The organism is Phenylobacterium sp. (genome assembly GCF_004299445.1).
GTDB lineage: Bacteria > Pseudomonadota > Alphaproteobacteria > Caulobacterales > Caulobacteraceae > Phenylobacterium.
In genome coordinates this window covers 1-20,295 of record NZ_SCTC01000075.1, presented here as the reverse complement: position 1 = coordinate 20,295, position 20,295 = coordinate 1, and the positions used below count along the sequence as shown (strand labels likewise).

27 protein-coding genes are annotated in these 20,295 nt (G+C 69.4%); 10 read left to right on the top strand and 17 right to left on the bottom strand.

All coding sequences use genetic code 11. The features are described from left to right. Positions 1–135 precede the first annotated feature (135 nt). Complete coding sequence (locus tag EPN98_RS20710) at positions 136–1,143, bottom strand: NAD-dependent epimerase/dehydratase family protein (RefSeq protein WP_293364832.1); 1,008 nt, start codon at positions 1,141–1,143, stop codon at positions 136–138. Between the two features lie 87 nt (positions 1,144–1,230). Between EPN98_RS20710 and EPN98_RS20705 the strand changes: the two genes are divergently transcribed. Both EPN98_RS20705 and EPN98_RS20700 read left to right on the top strand, forming a co-directional pair. Further along, positions 1,231–2,136, top strand: coding sequence for a LysR family transcriptional regulator (locus EPN98_RS20705; RefSeq protein ID WP_293364831.1), 906 nt, complete (start codon positions 1,231–1,233; stop codon positions 2,134–2,136). A 50-nt stretch (positions 2,137–2,186) separates the two neighbouring features. Then, positions 2,187–2,549, top strand: coding sequence for a GFA family protein (locus tag EPN98_RS20700; RefSeq protein WP_293364830.1), 363 nt, complete (start codon positions 2,187–2,189; stop codon positions 2,547–2,549). Positions 2,550–2,555: 6 nt separating this feature from the next. Here the strand turns inward: EPN98_RS20700 and EPN98_RS20695 are convergent, their stop codons facing one another. The 3 genes from EPN98_RS20695 to EPN98_RS20685 all read right to left on the bottom strand — a co-directional run bounded on the left by EPN98_RS20695 (position 2,556) and on the right by EPN98_RS20685 (position 4,859). Continuing rightward, positions 2,556–3,257, bottom strand: coding sequence for an SDR family NAD(P)-dependent oxidoreductase (locus EPN98_RS20695; protein ID WP_293364829.1), 702 nt, complete (start codon positions 3,255–3,257; stop codon positions 2,556–2,558). Beyond that, positions 3,257–3,847, bottom strand: coding sequence for a 2-hydroxychromene-2-carboxylate isomerase (locus tag EPN98_RS20690; protein WP_293364828.1), 591 nt, complete (start codon positions 3,845–3,847; stop codon positions 3,257–3,259). The genes EPN98_RS20695 and EPN98_RS20690 overlap by 1 nt, the downstream gene beginning before the upstream one ends. 76 nt (positions 3,848–3,923) lie before the next feature. Next, positions 3,924–4,859 (bottom strand): LysR family transcriptional regulator, encoded by a 936-nt coding sequence (locus EPN98_RS20685; RefSeq protein ID WP_293364827.1) that lies wholly within the window; start codon positions 4,857–4,859, stop codon positions 3,924–3,926. 91 nt (positions 4,860–4,950) lie between these two features. On the opposite strand from EPN98_RS20685, the gene EPN98_RS20680 reads away from it, so the two are divergent. Beyond that, positions 4,951–5,424 (top strand): hypothetical protein, encoded by a 474-nt coding sequence (locus EPN98_RS20680; protein ID WP_293364826.1) that lies wholly within the window; start codon positions 4,951–4,953, stop codon positions 5,422–5,424. Positions 5,425–5,527: 103 nt separating this feature from the next. Here EPN98_RS20680 and rplS read toward each other — a convergent pair whose 3' ends face one another. Genes rplS through EPN98_RS20660 form a run of 4 tightly spaced genes read right to left on the bottom strand, consistent with a single transcriptional unit; the run spans position 5,528 to position 7,956 of the window. Continuing rightward, positions 5,528–5,932: a 50S ribosomal protein L19 gene (gene rplS, locus EPN98_RS20675; protein ID WP_293364825.1), complete on the bottom strand. Its 405-nt coding sequence runs from the start codon at positions 5,930–5,932 to the stop codon at positions 5,528–5,530. Continuing rightward, positions 5,929–6,681 (bottom strand): tRNA (guanosine(37)-N1)-methyltransferase TrmD, encoded by a 753-nt coding sequence (trmD, locus tag EPN98_RS20670; protein ID WP_293364824.1) that lies wholly within the window; start codon positions 6,679–6,681, stop codon positions 5,929–5,931. Before trmD ends, rplS begins: the two co-directional genes overlap by 4 nt. A gap of 59 nt (positions 6,682–6,740) precedes the next feature. Next, positions 6,741–7,358 carry a hypothetical protein gene (locus tag EPN98_RS20665; protein ID WP_293364823.1) on the bottom strand — a complete coding sequence of 206 codons (618 nt, stop codon included), beginning with the start codon at positions 7,356–7,358 and terminating at the stop codon, positions 6,741–6,743. Position 7,359: 1 nt separating this feature from the next. After that, positions 7,360–7,956: a hypothetical protein gene (locus tag EPN98_RS20660; protein WP_293364822.1), complete on the bottom strand. Its 597-nt coding sequence runs from the start codon at positions 7,954–7,956 to the stop codon at positions 7,360–7,362. A gap of 83 nt (positions 7,957–8,039) precedes the next feature. On the opposite strand from EPN98_RS20660, the gene EPN98_RS20655 reads away from it, so the two are divergent. Beyond that, positions 8,040–8,930 carry an acyl-CoA thioesterase II gene (locus tag EPN98_RS20655; RefSeq protein WP_293364821.1) on the top strand — a complete coding sequence of 297 codons (891 nt, stop codon included), beginning with the start codon at positions 8,040–8,042 and terminating at the stop codon, positions 8,928–8,930. A gap of 92 nt (positions 8,931–9,022) precedes the next feature. Further along, complete coding sequence (locus EPN98_RS20650) at positions 9,023–9,889, top strand: acyl-CoA thioesterase II (RefSeq protein ID WP_293364820.1); 867 nt, start codon at positions 9,023–9,025, stop codon at positions 9,887–9,889. Between the two features lie 27 nt (positions 9,890–9,916). Here the strand turns inward: EPN98_RS20650 and rimM are convergent, their stop codons facing one another. The 5 genes from rimM to EPN98_RS20625 form a co-directional block, all read right to left on the bottom strand. Beyond that, positions 9,917–10,441 carry a ribosome maturation factor RimM gene (gene rimM / locus EPN98_RS20645; protein WP_293364819.1) on the bottom strand — a complete coding sequence of 175 codons (525 nt, stop codon included), beginning with the start codon at positions 10,439–10,441 and terminating at the stop codon, positions 9,917–9,919. A 12-nt stretch (positions 10,442–10,453) separates the two neighbouring features. Beyond that, positions 10,454–10,954 carry a 30S ribosomal protein S16 gene (gene rpsP, locus EPN98_RS20640; protein ID WP_293364818.1) on the bottom strand — a complete coding sequence of 167 codons (501 nt, stop codon included), beginning with the start codon at positions 10,952–10,954 and terminating at the stop codon, positions 10,454–10,456. A gap of 25 nt (positions 10,955–10,979) precedes the next feature. Further along, positions 10,980–12,506 carry a signal recognition particle protein gene (ffh, locus tag EPN98_RS20635; protein ID WP_293364817.1) on the bottom strand — a complete coding sequence of 509 codons (1,527 nt, stop codon included), beginning with the start codon at positions 12,504–12,506 and terminating at the stop codon, positions 10,980–10,982. Positions 12,507–12,689: 183 nt separating this feature from the next. Then, positions 12,690–12,911, bottom strand: coding sequence for a hypothetical protein (locus EPN98_RS20630; RefSeq protein ID WP_293364816.1), 222 nt, complete (start codon positions 12,909–12,911; stop codon positions 12,690–12,692). A 120-nt stretch (positions 12,912–13,031) separates the two neighbouring features. After that, positions 13,032–13,274: a hypothetical protein gene (locus EPN98_RS20625; RefSeq protein WP_293364815.1), complete on the bottom strand. Its 243-nt coding sequence runs from the start codon at positions 13,272–13,274 to the stop codon at positions 13,032–13,034. Between the two features lie 68 nt (positions 13,275–13,342). Here EPN98_RS20625 and EPN98_RS20620 point away from each other — a divergent pair, with 68 nt between their 5' ends. Next, entirely contained in the window at positions 13,343–13,879 is a 537-nt protein-coding gene (locus tag EPN98_RS20620) for a methylated-DNA--[protein]-cysteine S-methyltransferase (protein ID WP_293364814.1), read from the top strand. 71 nt (positions 13,880–13,950) lie between these two features. After that, positions 13,951–14,337, top strand: a complete 387-nt coding sequence (locus tag EPN98_RS20615) for a DUF805 domain-containing protein (protein WP_293364813.1) — start codon at positions 13,951–13,953, stop codon at positions 14,335–14,337. Between the two features lie 133 nt (positions 14,338–14,470). On the opposite strand, the gene EPN98_RS20610 is transcribed toward EPN98_RS20615, so the two are convergent. Then, positions 14,471–15,826, bottom strand: a complete 1,356-nt coding sequence (locus EPN98_RS20610; RefSeq protein ID WP_293364812.1) for a hypothetical protein — start codon at positions 15,824–15,826, stop codon at positions 14,471–14,473. Between the two features lie 147 nt (positions 15,827–15,973). On the opposite strand from EPN98_RS20610, the gene EPN98_RS20605 reads away from it, so the two are divergent. Further along, entirely contained in the window at positions 15,974–16,825 is an 852-nt protein-coding gene (locus EPN98_RS20605; RefSeq protein WP_293364811.1) for an aspartate/glutamate racemase family protein, read from the top strand. 13 nt (positions 16,826–16,838) lie between these two features. Next, positions 16,839–17,369, top strand: coding sequence for an ATPase (locus tag EPN98_RS20600; RefSeq protein WP_293364810.1), 531 nt, complete (start codon positions 16,839–16,841; stop codon positions 17,367–17,369). On the opposite strand, the gene EPN98_RS20595 is transcribed toward EPN98_RS20600, so the two are convergent. Both EPN98_RS20595 and EPN98_RS20590 read right to left on the bottom strand, forming a co-directional pair. Then, entirely contained in the window at positions 17,339–18,061 is a 723-nt protein-coding gene (locus EPN98_RS20595; RefSeq protein ID WP_293364809.1) for a pyridoxamine 5'-phosphate oxidase family protein, read from the bottom strand. The genes EPN98_RS20600 and EPN98_RS20595 overlap by 31 nt on opposite strands. Continuing rightward, the gene (locus tag EPN98_RS20590) at positions 18,058–18,264 is read right to left on the bottom strand and encodes a hypothetical protein (RefSeq protein WP_293364808.1); all 207 of its coding nucleotides are present in this window, start codon (positions 18,262–18,264) and stop codon (positions 18,058–18,060) included. Before EPN98_RS20590 ends, EPN98_RS20595 begins: the two co-directional genes overlap by 4 nt. 95 nt (positions 18,265–18,359) lie before the next feature. Here EPN98_RS20590 and EPN98_RS20585 point away from each other — a divergent pair, with 95 nt between their 5' ends. After that, positions 18,360–19,817: a PLP-dependent aminotransferase family protein gene (locus tag EPN98_RS20585; protein ID WP_293364807.1), complete on the top strand. Its 1,458-nt coding sequence runs from the start codon at positions 18,360–18,362 to the stop codon at positions 19,815–19,817. A 112-nt stretch (positions 19,818–19,929) separates the two neighbouring features. Here EPN98_RS20585 and EPN98_RS20580 read toward each other — a convergent pair. Next, positions 19,930–20,295 (bottom strand): carboxymuconolactone decarboxylase family protein (locus EPN98_RS20580; protein WP_293364806.1); only part of this gene is annotated, 366 nt, incomplete at its 5' end.

Below are 20,295 nucleotides of genomic sequence, written 5' to 3'. Positions count from 1 at the left end.
CATGTAGGTCGGCCCCCGGGCGCAAGTCTAGTGCTGCAGCGCCGCATTAATTTTGTGAGCGACGCAAAATTCTTCCCTACCCGCCGGGGAGGGCGCCGAGCGCCGCGAGACGGGCGGGGCGGCGGCCGCCAAGTCTCAAGCGGCGGGGATGATCACCACTTCCTCACCCTGCTCGCCTCCGGCGAGTTGTCCCTCCCCGACAGGGAGGGAAGACTGCCCAGCCAACGCCGCGCGCAGGGCCTCGACCAGGGGCGTGCGGGGCTCGGCGCCCAGGCGGGCGACCAGGGCGGTGTCGTCCAGCAGCACCGGCTCGTCCCAGAGGTAGCGCATCTCCAGCATCTCCCGGAGGCTCTCGTTGAACGGCGCCGCCAGCATCAGCGCCAGCCAGGGCAGGCGGTTGACCTTAAGCCGGCGCCCCGCGGCCGCCTCGAGGCCCGCGACCAGTTCGCGACCCGTGATCTCGTGACCCTTCATCTGGACCACCTCGAAGTCGCCGAGGTTGGTGTCCAGGAGCCTGACGAAGGTCTCGGCGACGTCGGGCAGGTAGGCCCAGGCGTGGGCCACGTCCAGCGGCCCCGGCGCCATCACCGAGGTGATCGGGCGTCCTGCGCGAACGATCCCCTGGCTCAGCCAGTTGTTGCCGGGCCTGGGGCCGAAGAAGTCGCCACAGCGGACGATCAGGACCGGCACGCCGGCTTCGCGCAGCGCCTGCTCCATCCGAACGCGGATGGCCCCCTTCCGCGAGCGCGGGGTCTGGGGAGAGCGCTCGTCGATGCGCGGGAAGGCGTCGGGGCCATAGTTGTAGACCGTGCCCGGGAACAGGATGCGCGCGCCCGTCGCCTGGGCTGCGGCTATGGTGCTGCGGATCATCGGCATCTGCAGGCCGGCCCAGTTCTTGTAGCCGGGGGGATTGGCGCCGTGGACGACGATCTCGCACCCATGGGCGGCCGCCACGACGTCGGCCTCGACCATCGCATCGCCCCTGACCCACTCGAGTCCCGAGCGGCCCGACCGCTGCGCGGCGGTGGCGGGGTCGCGATTGATGGCGCGCACCCGCCAGCCATCGGCCAGCAGGCGGTCGGCGACCGCGCCGCCGACTCCGCCGGTGGCGCCGATGACGAGAGCTTGGCGGTGAGTGGTCATGGCGGGGCTCCTCCTGTCACTCAGAGGTGCGCCTTCGCGCCAACCTGCGGAATTGCCTTTGGTCGCAGAGCAGGTATTCGTTCTCGCATGGCCGCAACGCCCGACTGGGACCTCCTGCAAAGCCTTCACGCGGTGCTCGAAGCGGGCAGCTTCTCGGCCGCCGCGCGCATCCGCAAACTGACCCAGCCAACCCTGGGACGGCACATCGATCAGCTGGAGCGCCAGCTGGGCGCGCCGCTGTTCCTGCGCAGTCCGCGGGGGCTGCAACCCACCGACCTGGCCCTGGCCTTCCGCCAGCACCTGGGGGACATGGCCGCCGCCGCCGCGACCGCCGCGCGCGACATCGATGGCCTGATCAGCGGCGAGGGCGGGGTGGTGCGTGTCACGGTCAGCGAGATCGTGGGCATCGAGGTGATCCCGCCGATGATGGCCCAGTTCCGCAGGGCGCATCCCGGCATCGACGTCGAGCTGGTCCTGGACAACAAGAACGCCGACCTGACCCGCCGCGACGCCGACGTGGCGGTGCGGATGACGCGCCCCACCCAGAACAGCCTGGTGGCCAAGAAGGTGGGCGACCTGCATCTGGGCTTCCACGCGACGCCGGAATACCTTGAGGCCCACGGCGTCCCGACCAGCTTCGAAGACCTGCAGAAGCACACCCTGATCGGCTTCGACCGGGCCTATCCCGAGATCGTCGACGAACTGGCGATCGGAGGGGGCCTGGACCGGCCCGTGACACGCGATCTCTTCTCGTACCGCACCGACAACGACGTGGCGCAACTGGCCGCGATGCGCGCGGGCGTCGGCATCGGGGTTTGCCAGACCCAGATCGCGCGCCGGGCAGGCCTCGTTCCTGTCGCCCCGCACCTGTTCGGCTTCACCCTGCCGATCTGGATCTGCATGCACGAGACGCTGCGCGGTTCCCCCCGCATGCGCCTGATGTTCGACCACCTGGCGAAAGAGTTTGCCGCCTACGCCGCCGAGGCGCCGTGAGCGCGCCCTACCAGGGGGGTTGCCTCTGTGGCCGGGTGCGGTGGCGGGCGATGTCGGAACCGGCCAACGTTCGGGTCTGCCACTGCCGGCTTTGCCAGCGCTGGACCGGCGCGCCCTTCTTCGCGCGGGCCATCTTCCTGGCGGAGACGTTCGAGTGGTCCGGGGAGACCACAAGCGCCGAGACGTCGCCGCGGATCGTGCGCCGGAGCTGCGCGCGCTGCGGCACGCCGCTGTTCGCCTGCCCCAACGACCCGCCGGCGCGGATCGGCGTGGCCATCGCCACGTGTGACGACCGCGATGCGCTGACGCCCACGGTCCACATCTGGACGTCGGCGAAGGTGGGCTGGCTCAGCCTGGACGATGGCCTGGACCAGGACCTAGAGACCTATGTGGCCCGCCCGCCTCGATCCTAGCGAACGTCACCAAGTCTCGCGGAAGGGTCGCACCTCGGTCAGGAACGTCCAAGCGCTGCGGGGCTGGTGCGCCAGGTGGAAGACTTCGCCCGCGATGTCGGCCGGCGCGATGAAGAAGTCGTCGGGAGCCTCGGGGAAGCGCTGGCGGGTCCAGGGCACGTCGATCACCGCATCGATCACGAGGTAGGCGACGTGGACGCCCCTGGGTCCGAGGTCACGCGCCAGGGACTCCGCGAGGATCCGCTGCGCGGCCTTGGTGGGGGCGAAGGCGGCGAAGTGGGCCTTGCCGCGCAGGGCCGAGGTGTTGCCGGTGACGATGAGGGCGCCCTTGCCCGCGGCCTCCATGGCCGGCGTGACCTTCCGGGCCAGGTGCAGGAGCGCCATGACGTTGACCTGGAAGTTCTTCTCCAGCACCGCCGGATCCACATCGCGGAAACTGCCGAAGGCGCCGCCGACGGCGTTATGAACCACCACCTCAGGGTCGCCGACCTTGGCCAGGGCGGCGTCCAGGGCGGCCGGATCGGTCACGTCGCAGGGGATGGCGATGGTGTCCGGGATCTCGGCGGCGAGCGCGGCCAACCGATCGGCGTCGCGGGCCAGCATGGCGACGCGATAGCCGCCCTCGGCGAAGCGGCGGACGACGGCGGCGCCGGTTCCGGGGCCGACGCCGGTGACGAGGGCCAGGGGCTTTTCGGCGGGCTTTGCCATCACGCGGCTACCGGCTGGGCCAGGCGCTCGCGCACGAAATCGAGTCGGTCGTTGCCGAAGTACATGTCGTCGCCCACGAAGATCGTGGGCGCGCCGAAGACGCCGCGATCGGCGGCTTCCCTGGTGTTGGCGTCCAGGTCCGCGGCGACCGACGGGTCGTCCAGCAAAGGGGCCAGCCTGGCCGCGTCGAGGCCGGCCTTGCCCAGGACGTTCAGGATCTCGGCGTTGGTGCGCAAGGGCTCGGCCACACCCCAGAAGGCGTGAAAGATCGCCGCCGTGGCGGCGTTGGCCTCGCCCAGGCGGCCCGCAGCCAGGACGGCGCGGGCGCAGGCGGCGCTGTCGTTGGTGCGCATGCGGCCAGGGTTCAGCGGCACGCCGTAGCGTTGGGCCCAGCGGGTCAGATCGGCGAAGGCATATCGGCCTTTGGCCGGTGACTGGATGGTGGTGGGCTGGTTGCCGACCGCCTCCATCACCTTCAGCACCTGCATCGGTCGCACAATGACCTCGGCGCCGAGGTCGGCGAGCTGGCTGTGGGCGAGATAGCTGTAAGGGCTGGCGAAATCGAAGAAGAACTCGAGGCGCTGTGGCATGCGGCCGCTCCGTCCGTTGGAGGCGTCAGGGAGCACCTGTCGCGCGTCAGCGGCAACCTAGAAAGAGCACGATCGGTCACATTTTTTCTGAAAGCGCATCGCGCGCCGGCCCGCCAGCCTCGCCGCGCAGAAGCAGCGGCCGCACCCGCGAAGCCTGGCCCGCGATTTCATCCAGCAATGCCCGCACCTGTGGCGCGCCGCGCAGTCGCTCGTGGAAGATCAGCCAGACCGGATCCAGCGGCTCTTCCTGGACGAAGCAGAGCTCCAGGTCGGATTGAGTATAGCCCAGCAGACAGGGCAGGCTGACCACGCCCAAACCCGCGCGCGCGGCGATGCAGAGGTCGTTCAGGGTTTCGCGACACTCGTGCGATCGCACCCTCGGGCCGAGCCTGGCCAGGTGACTGCCGCTGGGGTGATCCAGCGTCAGCACGTCGTGCGCGGCAAGGTCCTCGGGCGTCCGCGGCGCACCGTGGAAGCGAGCGTAGTCCCGGCTGCAGTAGGCCCCCCACGCGGCCAAGGCGACGCGGCGAGCCACGAGGCCGACGTCCTGCTGCGGCCGCGCGACGACCCGGAGCGCCACGTCGGCTTCGCCGCGGGTCAGGTCCAGCAACCGTTCACCCGTCAGAAGTTCGATGCGGACGTCGGGATGCTGCACGCGGAAGGCCTGCACCGCGGGGGCGATGACGCTGTTCGCCAGGGTCTCGTTCGAGGTGATGCGGATGCGGTCAATTCCCCGACCCAGCGCGCCCGCCAGGTCGGCGAACGCCTGCGCCTGGACTTCCGCCGCCTCGGCCACGGCCACCAGCGGCAGGGCCGCCTCGCGCAGCCGGTAGCCCTCGCGCTGCCGGTCGAACAGCACGGCGCCGGCGCGCTCCTCCAGCTGACTGATCCGCCGCGCGATGGTGGTCTGGTTCACGCCCAATGCCCGCGCCGCGCCCACGGCGCTGCCGGCGCGCACCACCGCCAGGAAGAATCGAAGGTCGTCCCAGTCCTGCATGCGGGCACCCTGCATTCCTGCAATCCACCTGCGCAATATCGCCGATTCCGCAGGACCCAAGCGTGGCCTACCCAGCGCGCCAACTGAACACGAGTGGAGCCCGCCCATGATCTTTCACCTCTCGATCGCCGCCGACGATCCCCAGCGCGTGGGCGCCGCGATCGCCCGCCTGTGGCGCGCCGAAGCGCTGCCGTTTCCACCGGTGGGCGACGGGTCGGTCATCGTGCTGGCCGGCGACCACCGGAACTCCGCCATCGAGATCTACCGCCGGGGCGCCGAGTTGCACCCCGGCGACGGAGACGCGGAGGTGCAGTGTCGGATGGGCGACCAGCCTCGGCACGGGCCGGTCCACTTCGCCGTGGCCTCGCCGCTCAGCGAAGCCGAGATCTACGCGCTGGCCGCCGAGGAGGGCTGGCTGGCTAAGGGCTGCAATCGCGGCGGCATGTTCGGCGTCATCGAGCTGTGGGTCGAGAACGCCCTGATGATCGAGGTGCTGACCGCGCCAATGCAGGCCGAGTACCTGGCGACCATGACCCCCGCCGGCTGGCGCTCGGCCCTGGCCGCGGGCCAGCCGGCCTGACCAACTCCCCCGAGTGCGCCGACCTCCCCCAGGGCCGGGCGCATGAAAAACGGCGGCTGGATCGCTCCAGCCGCCGTCTGAATTTCGTAGCTTGTTCGGAGGCTTAGCCTTCGGTGGTCTCGGCGGCGGCTTCGGCCGTCGGACGGGCCGACATCTGGCGCTCGGCGATCCGCGCCGACTTCCCGCGACGGTCGCGCAGGTAGTACAGCTTGGCGCGACGCACGACGCCGCGGCGCTTCACCTCGATCGACTCGATCATCGGCGACAGGATCGGGAACACCCGCTCCACGCCCTCGCCGAACGAGATCTTGCGGACAGTGAAATTCTCATCGACGCCCTGGCCGGCGCGGGCGATGCAGACGCCCTCATAGGCCTGGACGCGCTCGCGCTCGCCTTCCTTGATCTTCACGTTGACGCGCACGGTGTCGCCCGGACGGAACTCGGGGACCTTGCGGGTGGCCAGGAGGCGGTCGGCTTCTTCCTTACGGAGCTGTTCGATCACGTTCATCGGTCTTCATCCTTACTGGGCTTGCCCTCTTTTCCTGGAGGGGCGCCCTTTGCCTGTTGATTGGCGGTCCTGGCGGCCCAGAGATCGGGTCGCCGCTCCCGCGTGGTCTGTTCCCGCTGCTCCTGACGCCACTTGCGAACGTGCGCGTGGTTCCCGGACAGCAGCACCTCGGGGATGTCGTGGCCTTCGAACGCCCGCGGTCGCGTGTACTGCGGATGCTCGAGGAGCCCATCCTCGAAGCTTTCTTCACTCAAGCTCTCGGCCTGCCCCAGCACACCCGGGACCAGCCGTACGCACGCCTCGATCGCCACCATCGCCGCCGCCTCGCCACCGGCGAGCACCGCGTCTCCGACGGAGACCTCCTCGAACCCCCGGGCGTCGAGCACCCGCTGGTCCACCCCCTCGAACCGCCCACAGAGGACGATCAGCCCAGGCGCCTGGGCCCACTCCTTCACGCGCGCCTGGGTCAGGGGGCGACCCCGGGCGCTCATGTACAAAAGCGGGCGTCCGCGCCGCTCCACGCTGTCGAGCGCAGAGGCGATCACATCCGCCCGCATCACCTGTCCCGGACCGCCACCCGCAGGGGTGTCGTCGAGGAAGCCGCGCTTATCTGTGGAAAAGCCCCGAATGTCCACTGTTTCCAATGTCCAAAGCGCGGCCTCTCGCCACGCCGTCCCGATCAGGGAAACGCCCAGCGGCCCCGGAAACGCGTCCGGGAACATGGTGAGGACTGTGCAGTCGAACGACATGGCGGCTTCCTAGGGCCCGCCGGCAGCCAAAGGTCAAGCGGGCGCCACACGGCGCCTCGTCATACAATCAAGTGGGTAAGGCAGTAGTGGCCGCCCAAATGAAGCGAATAGCCGACGGAGAGCGTGGCAGGTCTGGACCCCTGCGCCGGCGTGTGCACGGGGCGGCCCTTGTTGCGCCCCGGACAACTGCGCCGGTCGTGGAAGACGTCGAAGAACATATAGTCCCCGCCTTGCCATTCCTTGAACCGCACGAACCCGGCAGGTCCAGGCACGGCGTGGAAAGCCTGGCCATTTCGAACGCCTTCGATAGCGCCGCTGGGCGTCGTCTTGCCCTTGAGCAGCCCTGCCTCAGCGTCTGCAACGACACGATCGTAGGTCGCTTGGTGCCGCGCGAAGTTCAGCATGAGCCCCGCGTTGAGCAGCGGCTCCGACAATCCGAACCACAGCGAGGCCGCCAGCAGAACGAGGATCGGAGCGGGCCAATTCCGCCGAGGCTTTTGAAGGAGCAGCCGCAGACCCCACGCCAGGAGCATGAGGACGCCGAGCACGATCATAGCCCATGGCACCCTGTGCCATCCGGCCAAGACCTCATAGATCGGCACGCAGGCCAGGAGGACGAACGCGGCGAACGCAAACCAGCCAGCAAGAGCCAACGGGAAGGCGCGAGCCTCCGTCACGTCAGAACACCCGCGCGTAGTACGAATACCGGGCGTCCAGCGGGTCGCCGCGGGAGAGGCAGGTGTAGCCCTTGCGGGCCACGCAGGGGGTGTCGTCGTAGAGGACGCCGGCGCGGAAACCGTAGGCGCGGGTCCATACGAAGTCGATGAATCCGGGGTCGGCTGGGCGATAGCGGAAGCGGATGTCGCCGCGTTCGCCGGTCACCCAGCCCTGCGGATTGCCCACACCCACCAGCCGACCGGCCTGAGCATCGGCCACGATCGCCTCGTAGGCCGGGCGGCGCTGCTCGAAGTTGAGCCGCACGCCCGTCTGGAACAACGGCTGGAACAGCGGCACGAAGCCGCCGACGAACGTCATCAGCACGGTGGGCGCCAGCCAGCCCGTCACCGGCTCGCGCAGCATCGCCCAGAAGCTCCAGCCCAGCAGCAGCGGCGGCGGGACGATGTAGATGGCGGCGATGACGATGGGCGCCGAGCCCTCGGGCGTCACCTCCATCAGGCGCGCGGCCGCGAGGGTCACGGACAGGGCCATGACCATCCAGGCGACGATCGCCACGGCGAGCGGCGTGCGCCAGATCGGCCTGTCGGTGACGCTCATCTCCCCCATGCCGCAGGATGTGGCGGCTTCGTCCGCGGAAGCAACATCTTGCCCCGCGCCGGGGCGGCGCGTAAGCGGCGGCGATGAGCCAGACGGAAGTTCCCGAGACCGAGGGCCAGGACGACACCCTGGTCGAAACGCTGCAGCTGGAGCGGATCGAGGAGAACCTGTTCCGCGGCACCACCCCCGACAACTCGCCGGGGCGCATCTTCGGCGGCCAGGTGATCGCCCAGTCGCTGCTCGCGGCCTACGAGACCGTCGAGGCGCGTGTCTGCCACTCGCTGCATTGCTATTTTATCCGCCCCGGCGACCCGACCGTCCCGATCGTGTTCGAGGTCGATCGTAGCCGCGATGGTGGCAGCTTCACGACAAGGCGCGTCGTGGCTGTGCAGCGGGGCAAGCAGATCTTCAATCTCGCCGCCTCGTTCAAGGATCCCGAGGAAGGCTTCTTCCACCAGGCCGGAATGCCGAAGGGGCCGCACTGGTCGAAGCTGCCCGACCAGATGGACGTCATGCGCGAGATGATGAAGAACGCGCCGCCCGAAGCGAAGAAGTGGCTGTCGCGGATGCCGCCGATCGAGATGCGCTCGCAGGACGCGCGCACCTACTGGCTGGACGGCAAGCCCAAGGAGCCCGTGTCGCAGAACTGGTTCCGCTGCCGCACGCCGATCGGCGACGACGCCCACATGCACCAGGTGATCCTGGCCTATGCGTCGGACATGAACCTGCTGTCGACGGCGATGCGGCCCTACGGCGTCCACTGGCAGACCCCGGGTTTCCAGTCGGCCTCGCTGGATCACGCCATGTGGTTCCACAAGCCGACCGACTTCAATCAATGGCACCTCTACGTCCACGACAGCCCCTCGGCCTCGGACGGGCGGGGCCTGATCCGCGGCCAGATCTTCGCCGAGGACGGGACGCTGGTCGCCAGCGTCGCGCAGGAAGGGCTGATGCGGATGAAGCCGAGCAAATAGTCTCCGCGCCTTGCGGGGCGGGAAGGGATTGCGGCGCCTTTCTCGGAGGCGTAAGCGCAACGCCTTCGCAGTTGCAGCATAACGAGCGCCCCATGGACCAAGTGACCCTCTCCGAGACGCTCGGGCTGGAGCGTCTCGAGGTGAACCTCTTCCGCGGCACGACGCCCGACAAGGAGCAGCGCCACCGCATCTATGGCGGCCAGGTGATCGCCCAGTCGCTGCTGGCGGCCTACGAGACCGTAGAGGATCGCATCTGCCACTCGCTGCACTGCTACTTCATCCGGCCGGGCGACCCGAAGGTCCCGATCGTGTTCGAGGTGGACCGCTCGCGCGATGGCGGCAGCTTCACCACCCGGCGGGTCATCGCCGTCCAGCACGGCCAGCAGATCTTCAACCTGGCCGCCTCGTTCCAGGTGGCGGAGGACGGCTACGAGCACCAGGCCGACCAGCCGGTCGCGCCTCCGTGGGACGAGGTCGAGGATGACTCGGCCGTGCGCAAGCGCCTGGCGGCCCTGGCGCCCGACGACGAGGACTGGATCGACCGCGAGCAGCCCATCGAGATGCGCACCGTCGGCGGCCGCTTCGACAGCGCCGCGCCCGACCCGCGCGAGCCGAGCCAGCAGGTCTGGTTCCGCGCGCGTCATCCGATCGGCGAGGACCAGCACATGCACCAGGTGATCCTGGCCTATGCGTCGGACATGAGCCTGCTGGGCACTGCGATCCGCCCGCATGGCGTCTCGTGGCGCACGCCCGGCTTCCAGTCCGCCAGCCTGGACCACGCCATGTGGTTCCATCGCCCGACCGACTTCAACGAATGGCATCTGTACGTGCAGGAGAGTCCCTCGGCCTCGGGTGGCCGCGGCTTCAACCTGGGCTACATCTACCGCGCCTCGGACGGCGCGCTGGTGGCCAGCTGCGCCCAGGAAGGCCTGATGCGGATGAAGAAGCCGAAGGCCTAGTTTCCCTCCCTTAATGGGGAGGGAAAGCTACTCCACCTCTTCCGGCGGAACGGCCACCACGACCCCGTCGGCGATCCGGACTTCCGGCACCGCTTCCCGCGTGAACGGAAGATACCAACTCGCGCCGCCGACGGCGGGCGCGATTTCCAGCAGGTCGCCGGCGCCGAAGTCCTGGACGGCCTTCACGACGCCCAGCACCTCGCCCTCGGCGGTCTGCACAGACAGGCCGATCAGGTCGGTGACGTAGAACTCGTCCTCCTCGGGCTCGGGAAGGCGGTCTCTCGGAATGAACAGCTTGAGGCCGCGCAGGGCTTCGGCCTGCTCGCGGGTCTCGATTTCCTTCGCGCGGACGACAATGCTGCCTTTCGCGTCGCGCCCCGAGGTGAGCGTGAGGCCGGGCGAGCCGTCCTCACGCACCAGGGTCTTGTAGTCCACCAGCGCCAGCGGCTCGGCCGTGAAGCTGGTGATGCGGATCTCGCCGCGGACCCCGAAGGCGCCCGCGACGCGACCCACCTGGATGAGGCCTTCCGTGTTTTCGGAGTCAGCGCCCATCCGTCGTCAGCCTCAGGCCTGCGCTTCGCCTTCAGCGGCCGGAGCCTCTTCAGCAGCCGGGGCCTCTTCAGCCGCGGGAGCTTCCTCGGCGGCGGCTTCGGCAGCCGGGGCTTCCTCGGCGACGGGCTCTTCGACCGGCGGCGGGTTGGCGGCGGCTTCGGCAGCGGCGGCGGCGCGGTCGGCTTCCTTCTGGGCCTTCTCCTCGGCGCGTTCCTTGGCCTTCTTGCCCGGCTCGGCCTTGGTCGGGTTGTTGCCGGCTTCCCACTTCACGATGCCGAGCTTGCCCAGTTCACGGGCCACGCGGTCGGTCGGCTGGGCGCCCTTGGCGATCCACTCGGCGATGCGTTCCTGCTTCAGGACGACGCGGTTCGGGTCGTCCTTCTTCAGGAGCGGGTTGTACGAGCCCACCTTCTCGATGAAGCGGCCGTCGCGGGGCGAGTGGCTGTCGGCGACGACGATCGAGTAGTAGGGGCGTTTCTTGGCGCCGCCACGGGCGAGACGAATCTTCAGCATTTGTCTTAAGTCCTTGGTCTGAAAGCTATTTCTTGAAGGGGTTGAATCCGGGAGGGAGGCCGCCGCCACCCAGCCCGGGGAGTTTGAAGCCGCCGGTTCCACCGGGACCGCCGAGGCCTTTCAGCTTCGACTGCATCTCTTCGATCTGCTCCGGCGTGGGGGCGGGCTGACCGGTCATCTGGGCGATCTTGCCCATGTCCATGTTGCCGCCGCCCAGCATCTTGGCCATCTGGCCGAAGCCCTTGCCGCCGTTCTTCGACAGCGCCTTGAAGGCGTCGGCCATCTGGCGGTGCTGTTTCAGCAGGCGGTTCACCTCGGCCACGTCGACGCCCGCGCCGGCGGCGATGCGGCGCTTGCGCGAGGCGGCCAGGATGTCGGGCTTCTTCCGCTCCTGCTTGGTCATCGACGAGATGATCGCCACCTGGCGGTCGAACATCTTGTCGTTCAGACCGCTCTCGGCGATCTGCTTCTTCATCTTCTGCACGCCGGGCAGCAGGCCCATCATGCCTTCCATGCCGCCCATGCGCTTCATCTGCTTGAGCTGGTCGGCCATCATGTCGAGGTCGAACTGGCCCTTGGCGAGCTTGCGCGCCGTGGCCTCGGCCTGGGCCATGTCGAGTTCTTGCGCGGCCTTCTCGACCAGCGCCACGACGTCGCCGCGACCCAGGATGCGGCCGGCCACGCGCTCGGCGTCGAAGGCGTCCAGGCCGTCGATCTTTTCCGACACGCCCAGGAACTTGATCGGCAGGCCGGTGACGGCGCGCATCGACAGCGCCGCGCCGCCGCGGCCATCGCCGTCGGCCCGGGTCAGCACCAGGCCGGTCAGCGGCAGGCGCTCGTGGAAGGCTTTGGCCGTGCGCACCGCGTCCTGACCGGTCAGGGCGTCGGCGACCAGCAGCGTCTCGGAAGGGTTCGAGATCTTCGCGATCTCGGCCGCCTCGGACATCATCGCCTCGTCGACCGTCGTGCGACCGGCGGTGTCGAGGATCAGGATGTCGAAGCCCTGCAGCTTCGCCGCCTGCATGGCGCGGCGCGCGATGTCCGGGGCGGCCTGGCCCTGGACGATCGGCAGGAAGTTGGCGCCCGCCTGCTCGGCCAGCATGCCCAGCTGTTCCATGGCGGCGGGACGGCGGGTGTCGAGCGAGGCCAGCAGGACCTTCTTGCGATCCTTGACCAGCCGCAGCGCCAGCTTGCCGGCGGTGGTGGTCTTGCCCGAGCCCTGCAGGCCGGCCATCAGGATCACGGTCGGCGGGTTCAGCGAGATGTTGAGCCCCTCGGGCTCCTTCCCGCCGCCCAGCATCTCGACCAGGCCGTCGTAGGTGATTTTCACCACCTGGTCGGCGGGACGCACCGAGCGGATCACCGCCTCGCCCGTCGCGGCCTCGGTGGCCTTGGCGATGAAGTCGCGGACGACCGGCAGCGCGACGTCGGCCTCGAGCAGAGCGACGCGAATCTCGCGCATCACCTCGGCGACGTCCTTCTCGGACAGCACGCCCTTGCCGGAGAGCCGGTCGAATACGCCCGAAAGCCGATCTGTCAGCGCGTCAAACAACGCAAAACTCCTTTAGCCCAAACGCAGTCGACCCCCGTGCACGATTGCGTGGACGGGGGGCCTCGCCGCCCTCGTCCCACATAAGGTGTGGGGGTCGTGGCGGTAGAGGGCGCTGACCGAGGTTGGCGCCGGAAGGGCGGGCTTATGCGCTCAAAGAGGGCGAAAGGTCAAGGAAGCGGCGGCTTAGACCTCTCCATACAACCTGCGCCACGTCAGAAACGCGGCGAGCAAGAACGCAAGGAAGCAGCCGGCGGAGATGAGCCCGCCCTTCGTCAGCTGTCCCGAGCGCTTGTCGCCACGTTTCCAGTAGGGCCCCACCTCCGCAAGGTGGCGAAGCCCGAAGAGAGCGGCCGACACCCAGCTTGCGAGCAGGCCCGCGAGAATGAACTTGAACGCGGTTTCCATTTTCTAAGGGGGGATCGTCAGGTGCTTGCGGTGCTCATGTCTCACTATCGATGCGAGCCTGCGGCGCTGGGCAGGTCAAGGTCGCGAAGCCCTCTCCCCCCTGCGGGCAGGGGAGGAGGTTCACCCTTCCGCCAGCTTGAACCCCTCGACGCCGTCGCCCGAGATCGACACCAGGTTCACGCGCAGCACGATCTCCACCTCGTCGCCGCGGTGGGCGATGCGGATCTCTGGATCGGAAATGCCTTTCGTATCGAAGACGATGTCCACGCGGCCGCCCGGCGCGACGCGGGTGGCGTGCGCCCAGGGCTGGATGACCACCATGGCCTCCCCGGCCTGCTCGTTCACGTAGGCGACGCGGGGCATCCGGCCCTCCTTCAACGATGTCCGAAAGCCGCCAGCGATGGCCGGCGAACAGCCCTATCTTGCGGAGCATGACCCAGTTCGCCCTGTTCGACACCGCCATCGGTTTCGCCGGCATCGCCTGGAACGACGCCGGTCTCGTGGCCTGCCACCTGCCCGAGCGCGAGGCCGACACGGCGCGCCGCGCTTTTCTGCGGCGCTTTCCCGAGGCGACCGAAGCCGAGATCCCGGCGCGCCTGTCGCCCACGGTCGAAGGCATTCGCGCCCTGATGCGGGGCGAGAAGGCCGACCTGACGGGCGCCCCGCTGGACCTGTCCCGCACGCCCGAGTTCCATGCCCGCGTCTACGAGATCGCCCGCGCGATCCCGCCCGGTGAGACCCTGACTTATGGCGAGATCGCCGTGCAGCTGGGCGACAAGCTGCTGGCGCGCGACGTGGGCCAGGCGCTGGGCAAGAACCCCTGGCCCATCGTCGTGCCCTGTCACCGGGTGACGGCGGCGGGCGGCAAGCCAGGCGGCTTTTCGGCCCGCGGCGGGGTCACCACCAAGATGAAGCTGCTGGCCATCGAGGGCGCGAAGGCCGCCGCCCAGGCCGACCTGTTCAGCTAGGACACAACTTCCAGTTCCCTTGCGTCACGATCGCTGCCTAAGCTCGAAGCCTTTCAGCTGGGGGAAACGGCATGTTCGAAGCCTACAAGCACACGTTCGACTTTCAGGGCCGGGCGGGCCGCAGGGAATACTGGCTCTGGTTCCTGGCCTACCTCATCCAGCTCATCGTCGCTGTGGTGATCGACAATACCGTGCTCGCCGGAATGACGGCCTCGATGGGGGCTGGGTTCGGGGTTCTCTATCTCCTTGTCATCCTCGCAAACCTCGTGACCGGCCTCTCGCTAGGCTTCCGGCGTCTCCACGACACGGGTCGCTCGGCCTGGTGGCTGCTGATTGCGTTGATCCCGATTGTCGGCGGCCTCGTCCTGCTGATCTTTTACGTGCTGCCTGGCACGCCCGGGCCGAACAGGTTTGGAGGGGGGCCCCAGTCGCCCGACCTTGAGGAGACGTTTGCCTGACGGCTGGCGTCGACGCGGCTCACGCTGGCGGCTGGCGCCTGGGCAAGCGCATCGGTGTGTTCGGCTCCGGCGTGGGCGAGCTGATCGTCCACATTCGCCTCGCGGGCCCGTTTTCCCCGCTGGCCGACTTCAACTATCTGGACGGCCAAGCCTGCGCACTGCGGGCGGCGACCGCGGTCACATCGGCCGGCTCGTCCCTCAAGGGACCGCGCAGGAAGGCCTCAAGGATATCCACCGCGACGGCCTGGGTGTCGGCGGCGCCGCGCGGACCGTGCATCACGCGGGCGGCGACCCACCGCGTGGGCGGGCTGAGGAACCGCTCGGCGTCCGTGAAGCTCAGGTGGTTAGAACCGCCGATGGCATAGCGCCATCCCCCGGCGGGAACCTCGGCCATGACTGCGCGGGTCGCCCGGACATAGCGCGGCATCTGCTGCGTGCCGCCGCTCTCCAGAAGGAGGAGCGGGCCCCGGAGGCCGGCGGCGCGCACGTCGCCGTACAGCATGCCGTCGATGTCGGCGGCGGCGCGGATCCGGGCGTCCCGACTGGCTATGAGCACGGCGGTCGCGCCGCCGAACGAGTGGCCGATCGCGGCGACGCGCGTGAGATCGAGACGCCGGGACAGCGGTCCAAGCCCGTCACCACGGGCGAGGCGATCCAGCACGAAGCGGACATCGGCCGCGCGCACCAGGACCTGACGCTCCATGTGCGGGACGCCGGTGTCGCCGCGCGCCTGGAAGGGCGCCGGGCCGACGACGCGGCCATCGGCCAGCTGGACGATCGCCGACTCGTAGGGGTGGTCGAGGGCCACCACGACGTAACCTTGGCTGGCCAGGTCGGCCAGGAGGCCGGCGTACACCGCCCGCGGCGCGCCGTACCCAGGCGAGAAGATCACCACCGGCCAGCGGGCCTGGCCCGTGGAGACCGGGGCGTCGAGGGCGGCGTGGGTGTCGGTCTCGCCGAACCGCCGGAAGATGAAGCGCGGCAGGCCGTATACCGAACCCGGCAGCCGGCCCAGCCCGTCCATGTAGGCGACCTTTCGCCCGCGCGCCGCGGCGGCAGGATACCAGGCCTGGGCGACCACGTGGCGCCGGTCGGCGGCGTCAGGGGTGGCGAGTTCGGCGCGACCGCCATCGACCCAGCGATAGATCGTCGAGCCGACCGGGTGCGGCCCTCGCGGGGCGGGAAGACGGGGCGAGGGCAGGATCGCCCAGGGCCCCAGGGCGGCCAGCATCAGGCCCGCCAGTCCGATAGCCCCGGCCAGCCGGCTCCACCGGCGCCTGGCGCGCCATGGCCAGGCGAGCACAGAGAGCAGCGCGTAGCCGCCGACAAACTGCCAGGTGAAGCCCGACCAGAACGCCTGGGCGAGCGCCAGCGCCGCGAGCGCGAGGCAGGCCCGCGGGCCGGCGGGTCGCCAGCGTCCAGGCCAGGCCACCCGGCAGGCCGCGGCGGCAAGCAGGCCTCCTAGCAGCGCCCCCTCTATCAGCGACAACGGCGCCTCCAGGCCCATGCAATGCCCGCAGGTCCTAGCGCGCCGCCGTGCAGATTCAGCGCAGGCGGCGCCATGGTCCGACGCCTTCCGCAGCTACCCTGCGGACCCGGCGTCGACAGGCCCCGCGGCGCTCGCTAACACCGGGACATGAGCATCGGTGTGTTCGATTCCGGCGTGGGCGGCCTGACCGTCCACCACCGCCTTGTGGACCGGTTCCCGCAGGCCGACTTCATCTATCTGGCAGACCAGGCGAACGCGCCCTACGGCGGGCGGCCCGGCGAGGAGATCGTCGAACTGACCAAGGCCGGCTGCATTCGCCTGTTCGAGGCCGGCTGCGATGTCGTGGTCCTGGCCTGCAACACCGCCGCCAGCGTGGCGCTGCGCCGCCTGCAGCAGACCTGGCTGCCGGGCTACCGACGCGAGCTGGGACGGCCGCTCAACGTGCTGGGTATCGTGGTGCCCACCATCGAGGCGGCCACCGGCCTGCCCTGGGAGCACGAGGCCCAGTGGAAGGAAGAAAAGGCCGAGAAGCTGGAGATCCTGGGCGTCTTCTCGACGCCCGCGACCACCAGGAGCCGGGTCTACGAGATCGAGATCGACAAGCGCCGGCAAGATGTGGCGGTCTTCTCCGAGCCTTGCCCGGAACTGGCGCGGATGATCGAGCAGAACGCGCCGCGCGACGATCTGGCGAAGGTGATCGAGGGTCACGTCAAGGCGCTGACCACCCGCATCGGACGGCCGCCGGACCGCGCCATCCTGGGCTGCACCCACTACGAGATCGTGGCCGACCTGTTCCAGGCCGCGCTGCCGCCTGGCACGCCTCTGATCCGCCAGCCCGACGCCACCGCCGACGCCCTGGAGCGCTATTTCGCCCGGCATCCCGAGTTCCAGCCGGGGACCGGCGCCGTTCGCCGCTTTCTGACCACCGGTCAGCCCGGCGCGCAGAACAGCCTGGTTGAGACCTTCTGGGGCGGACCGCTAAGCTTCGAGCCGATCTGAACGGGGGAAGACGATGCGGTACTGGATCCTGGCGGCGATCGCCGCGCTGGGCCTCTCCGACGTCGCACGCGCCGAGGTGGTCGAAACAGGCCCGCAAGGCTTCCGTCTGAAGAGCGTGTTGCAGATCAAAGCGCCGCCGGCGCGCGTCTACCAGGCGATCGGTGAGCTCGGCCGCTGGTGGGACCCAGAGCACACCTATTCCGGCAAGGCCGAGAACATGACCATGCCGTTGCAGGCTGGCGCCTGCTGGTGTGAGACCCTGCCCGGCGGCGGCGTGCGCCACGGCGTGGTCGAACTGGCCTGGCCGCAGCAGGGGATGATCCGTGTCGACGCTTCTCTGGGCCCGCTGCAGGACGAAGGCGTTCGCGGCGCGCTCTACTATCACGCGGTCGCCAGGGACGGCGGGACGGAGCTGACCGTCACCTACAACGTGGGTGGTGTGCGGGACTACACGATCAGGGCCGCGCCCCTAGTGGACCAAGTCCTGAGCGGCAGCTTTGCTCGCCTCAAGCGTTACGTCGAAACGGGCAAGCCTGCGCCGTAGGCCAGCGCCTCGTCCAGACGGCGGCCGGGCGCATAGGGCGACAGGTCGTCGGAGATGGGGACGTCGACGCGGGGGTCGGGGAGGGCGGCGCCGATCCGGGTCTCCACCGGGAACACCCCGAACCAACCGGCCCAGCCCTCATCCGCGGCGATTTCGGTGACGCCGGTGTTCTTGACCTTGGCCGAGGCCTCCTCGATCTCCATCTCGACGACGGCGATCTGCATCAGCTCCGCGTCCGTGGTGGGCCGCAGCTTCACCGGCCGTCCCGCGTAGAGCCGGTCGATGAACGCGTCCATGGCGGCCCGCTTGACCGCCAGATCGCTCACCAGCCGCGCGCGGCCGTAGGCCATCACCGACCTATAGTTCAGCGAGTGCGTGATGCCCGACCGGCCCACGATGAAGCCGTCGAGGAAGCTGACGGTGACGCACACGGGCGCGCCCTCGGCGACAGTGGCCAGCATCCGGCTGGCGGCCGCGCCATGCCAGTACAGCTTGCGGCCCTCGCGCCAGTAGGCGGTGGGCGTGACGAACGGCTGGCCGTCGATGACGTAGCCGATGTGGGCCATGATTCCGGCGTCGAGGATGCCGTAGACCGTCGCCTCGTCGTAGGCGCCGCGCTGGGGCCTGCGCCGCACCTGTGAGCGCGCCGTGGGGGTGAAGGCCGCGCCGGATCCCTCTGGGGGCGGGGTCATAGCGCGGCCCTCACGAGGGGCGCAGGGTGGGGCCTGCGCGCCACGGTCGGCGGCGGCTTGGGGAGAAGCGTCGCCACCGGATCGGCGTGAAGGAGGGTGGGCAACATGGTTCCGGCCACGACGGCCATCGCCACCGCATAGGCCAGGATGCTCACCAGGACGCGGCGCAGCGCGTCGATCTGCAGGTTCAGGTTCGTCGGCATGGTGTCCGCCTCCTTTCGGATTGGCGAGCTACGCCTTATGTGGTCTGCTAGATAGGTCCACTTCAAACATTGTGGACAGACCACTTGGGGGCGCCATGAGCTGGGCCGATGTCTATCCCTGGGCCGCGCCGGAGGCGGGGCGTCCCGTGATCCGCCAGGTCTATGACCAGGTGCGGAGCGCCATCCACGCCGGCGCCCTGAAGCCCGGCGGGCGATTACCCTCCAGCCGCGACCTGGCGATCCGCCTGGGCGTCGCGCGCGCCTCGGTGGTGGCGGCCTATGATCAGTTGCTGGCCGAGGGTTATGCCCAGGGACGCACCGGTTCTGGCACCTACGTCTCGGAGGACCTGTCCGGCGTGCTGGACCTGAAGGCGCCGCGCCGCAGCCCCGAGCCGGCCGCCGCGCCTGTGCTCCCGGCGCGGGCGCTGGAACTGGCCGACGTGCCGGTGAACGCCCAGCCGGCCGCGCCGCAGATGTTTTCCAACGGCCGCACGCTCATTGACGCCCGCGCGCTGGACGCCTGGTCGGTCTCCACGCGCCGGGCGCTTCGCACGCTGGGCCCGGAGCATTTCGGCTATGCCGAGCCGGCGGGCGACCCGCGGCTGCGCAGCGCCATCGCCGACTACGTACGCGCCGCTCGGGGGGTGGTCTGCGACCCCGAGCAGGTGATCGTGACCGCGGGCGCCCAACATGCGGTCGACCTGGCGGTGCGGCTGCTCCTGCGGGATGGCGACAAGGTCTGGCTGGAGGATCCCGGCTACCTGCAGACCCGCCAGGCCCTCGACGCGGCGGGCGCCCAGATCTGTTTCGTGCCCGTCGACCGGGCAGGCCTGATCGTCCAGGCGGGCGTGCAGAGCGCGCCCGACGCGCGCGCCGCCTTTGTCACGCCCTCGCACCAGTTTCCCCTCGGGGTGGCGATGTCGATGGGCCGGCGGCTGGAGCTGATCGCCTGGGCGCGGCAGGCCGGCGCCTGGATCGTGGAAGACGATTACGCCTCGGAGTTCCGCTACGAGGGCGCGCCCCTGGCGTCGCTGCAGGGCCTGGATGGCGGCGAGCGGGTGATCTACGTCGGCACGTTCAACAAGTCGCTCTTTCCCGGCATCCGGCTGGGCTACATGGTCGCGCCGCGCCCGCTGGTGCAGCCGTTGTCGGCCCTGCGCCGCCTGGCCGACCGCCAGCCGCCCACACTGACCCAGGCCATCACGCTGGACTTCCTGGAGAGCGGCCAGTTCGCCGCCCATATCCGTCGACGCCGCCTGGCCTACCGGACCCAGCGCGACGCTCTGGCCGAGGCCCTGACACGTCGCCTGGGACACATTCTGGACGTTGATGTCCCCGACCAGGGGATGCACCTGATCGCCTATCTGAAGGACGGCCTCTCTGACCTGGAAGCCGAGGCCAAGGCGACCGCGAAGAGCCTGACGGCGCGGGCGATCAGCCCGCTGTACCGCGGCTCACCGCCACGCCAGGGCCTGCTGCTGGGCTTCACCGGCTTCCCGGCGAAGGGCATGGACGGCGGGGTGGCGCGGCTGGCGGCGGCGTTGGAGACCTAGAGCGCGTTTCGGAAAACCGGATACCGGTTTTCCGCATCGGAACGCGCTCAAGCTTTTTGATTTAGAGCCTGTTTCGATCCGACCCGGCGATTCCGCCCGATCGGAACAGGCTCTAGGCCGCCAGAGCCGCTTCCGACGCGATCACCCGGCTGGCCGCGTTCACCACCGCCGCGATGCGCAGCGCGGCCTGGATCTGCTGGGCCGGCACGCCGTGCTTCTTGAGCTCGGCTTCGTGGGCGTCGAGGCACATGCCGCAGCCGTTCACGGCCGAGACGGCGGTCGACCACAGCTCGAAGTCCACCTTGTCGACGCCGGGATTGGCCAGCCCGTTCATGCGCAGGCGGGCCGGCAGGGTCTTGTACTCGCCGTTCGAGAGCAGGTGGAGCGAACGGTAGTAGACGTTGTTCATGCCCATGATCGCCGCCGCAGCCTTGGCGGCGGTCTTGGCTTCAGCCGAAAGGCCGGCTGCGTCGGCGGC

What these genes read in the sequence shown, in the direction of transcription:
- EPN98_RS20710 (WP_293364832.1), bottom strand. Translation starts at nt 1,143, where the DNA reads ATGACCACTCACCGCCAAGCTCTCGTCATCGGCGCCACCGGCGGAGTC.
- EPN98_RS20705 (WP_293364831.1), top strand. Translation starts at nt 1,231, where the DNA reads ATGGCCGCAACGCCCGACTGGGACCTCCTGCAAAGCCTTCACGCGGTG.
- EPN98_RS20700 (WP_293364830.1), top strand. Translation starts at nt 2,187, where the DNA reads ATGTCGGAACCGGCCAACGTTCGGGTCTGCCACTGCCGGCTTTGCCAG.
- EPN98_RS20695 (WP_293364829.1), bottom strand. Translation starts at nt 3,257, where the DNA reads ATGGCAAAGCCCGCCGAAAAGCCCCTGGCCCTCGTCACCGGCGTCGGC.
- EPN98_RS20690 (WP_293364828.1), bottom strand. Translation starts at nt 3,847, where the DNA reads ATGCCACAGCGCCTCGAGTTCTTCTTCGATTTCGCCAGCCCTTACAGC.
- EPN98_RS20685 (WP_293364827.1), bottom strand. Translation starts at nt 4,859, where the DNA reads ATGCAGGGTGCCCGCATGCAGGACTGGGACGACCTTCGATTCTTCCTG.
- EPN98_RS20680 (WP_293364826.1), top strand. Translation starts at nt 4,951, where the DNA reads ATGATCTTTCACCTCTCGATCGCCGCCGACGATCCCCAGCGCGTGGGC.
- rplS (WP_293364825.1), bottom strand. Translation starts at nt 5,932, where the DNA reads ATGAACGTGATCGAACAGCTCCGTAAGGAAGAAGCCGACCGCCTCCTG.
- trmD (WP_293364824.1), bottom strand. Translation starts at nt 6,681, where the DNA reads ATGTCGTTCGACTGCACAGTCCTCACCATGTTCCCGGACGCGTTTCCG.
- EPN98_RS20660 (WP_293364822.1), bottom strand. Translation starts at nt 7,956, where the DNA reads ATGAGCGTCACCGACAGGCCGATCTGGCGCACGCCGCTCGCCGTGGCG.
- EPN98_RS20655 (WP_293364821.1), top strand. Translation starts at nt 8,040, where the DNA reads ATGAGCCAGACGGAAGTTCCCGAGACCGAGGGCCAGGACGACACCCTG.
- EPN98_RS20650 (WP_293364820.1), top strand. Translation starts at nt 9,023, where the DNA reads ATGGACCAAGTGACCCTCTCCGAGACGCTCGGGCTGGAGCGTCTCGAG.
- rimM (WP_293364819.1), bottom strand. Translation starts at nt 10,441, where the DNA reads ATGGGCGCTGACTCCGAAAACACGGAAGGCCTCATCCAGGTGGGTCGC.
- rpsP (WP_293364818.1), bottom strand. Translation starts at nt 10,954, where the DNA reads ATGCTGAAGATTCGTCTCGCCCGTGGCGGCGCCAAGAAACGCCCCTAC.
- EPN98_RS20630 (WP_293364816.1), bottom strand. Translation starts at nt 12,911, where the DNA reads ATGGAAACCGCGTTCAAGTTCATTCTCGCGGGCCTGCTCGCAAGCTGG.
- EPN98_RS20625 (WP_293364815.1), bottom strand. Translation starts at nt 13,274, where the DNA reads ATGCCCCGCGTCGCCTACGTGAACGAGCAGGCCGGGGAGGCCATGGTG.
- EPN98_RS20620 (WP_293364814.1), top strand. Translation starts at nt 13,343, where the DNA reads ATGACCCAGTTCGCCCTGTTCGACACCGCCATCGGTTTCGCCGGCATC.
- EPN98_RS20615 (WP_293364813.1), top strand. Translation starts at nt 13,951, where the DNA reads ATGTTCGAAGCCTACAAGCACACGTTCGACTTTCAGGGCCGGGCGGGC.
- EPN98_RS20605 (WP_293364811.1), top strand. Translation starts at nt 15,974, where the DNA reads ATGAGCATCGGTGTGTTCGATTCCGGCGTGGGCGGCCTGACCGTCCAC.
- EPN98_RS20600 (WP_293364810.1), top strand. Translation starts at nt 16,839, where the DNA reads ATGCGGTACTGGATCCTGGCGGCGATCGCCGCGCTGGGCCTCTCCGAC.
- EPN98_RS20595 (WP_293364809.1), bottom strand. Translation starts at nt 18,061, where the DNA reads ATGACCCCGCCCCCAGAGGGATCCGGCGCGGCCTTCACCCCCACGGCG.
- EPN98_RS20590 (WP_293364808.1), bottom strand. Translation starts at nt 18,264, where the DNA reads ATGCCGACGAACCTGAACCTGCAGATCGACGCGCTGCGCCGCGTCCTG.
- EPN98_RS20585 (WP_293364807.1), top strand. Translation starts at nt 18,360, where the DNA reads ATGAGCTGGGCCGATGTCTATCCCTGGGCCGCGCCGGAGGCGGGGCGT.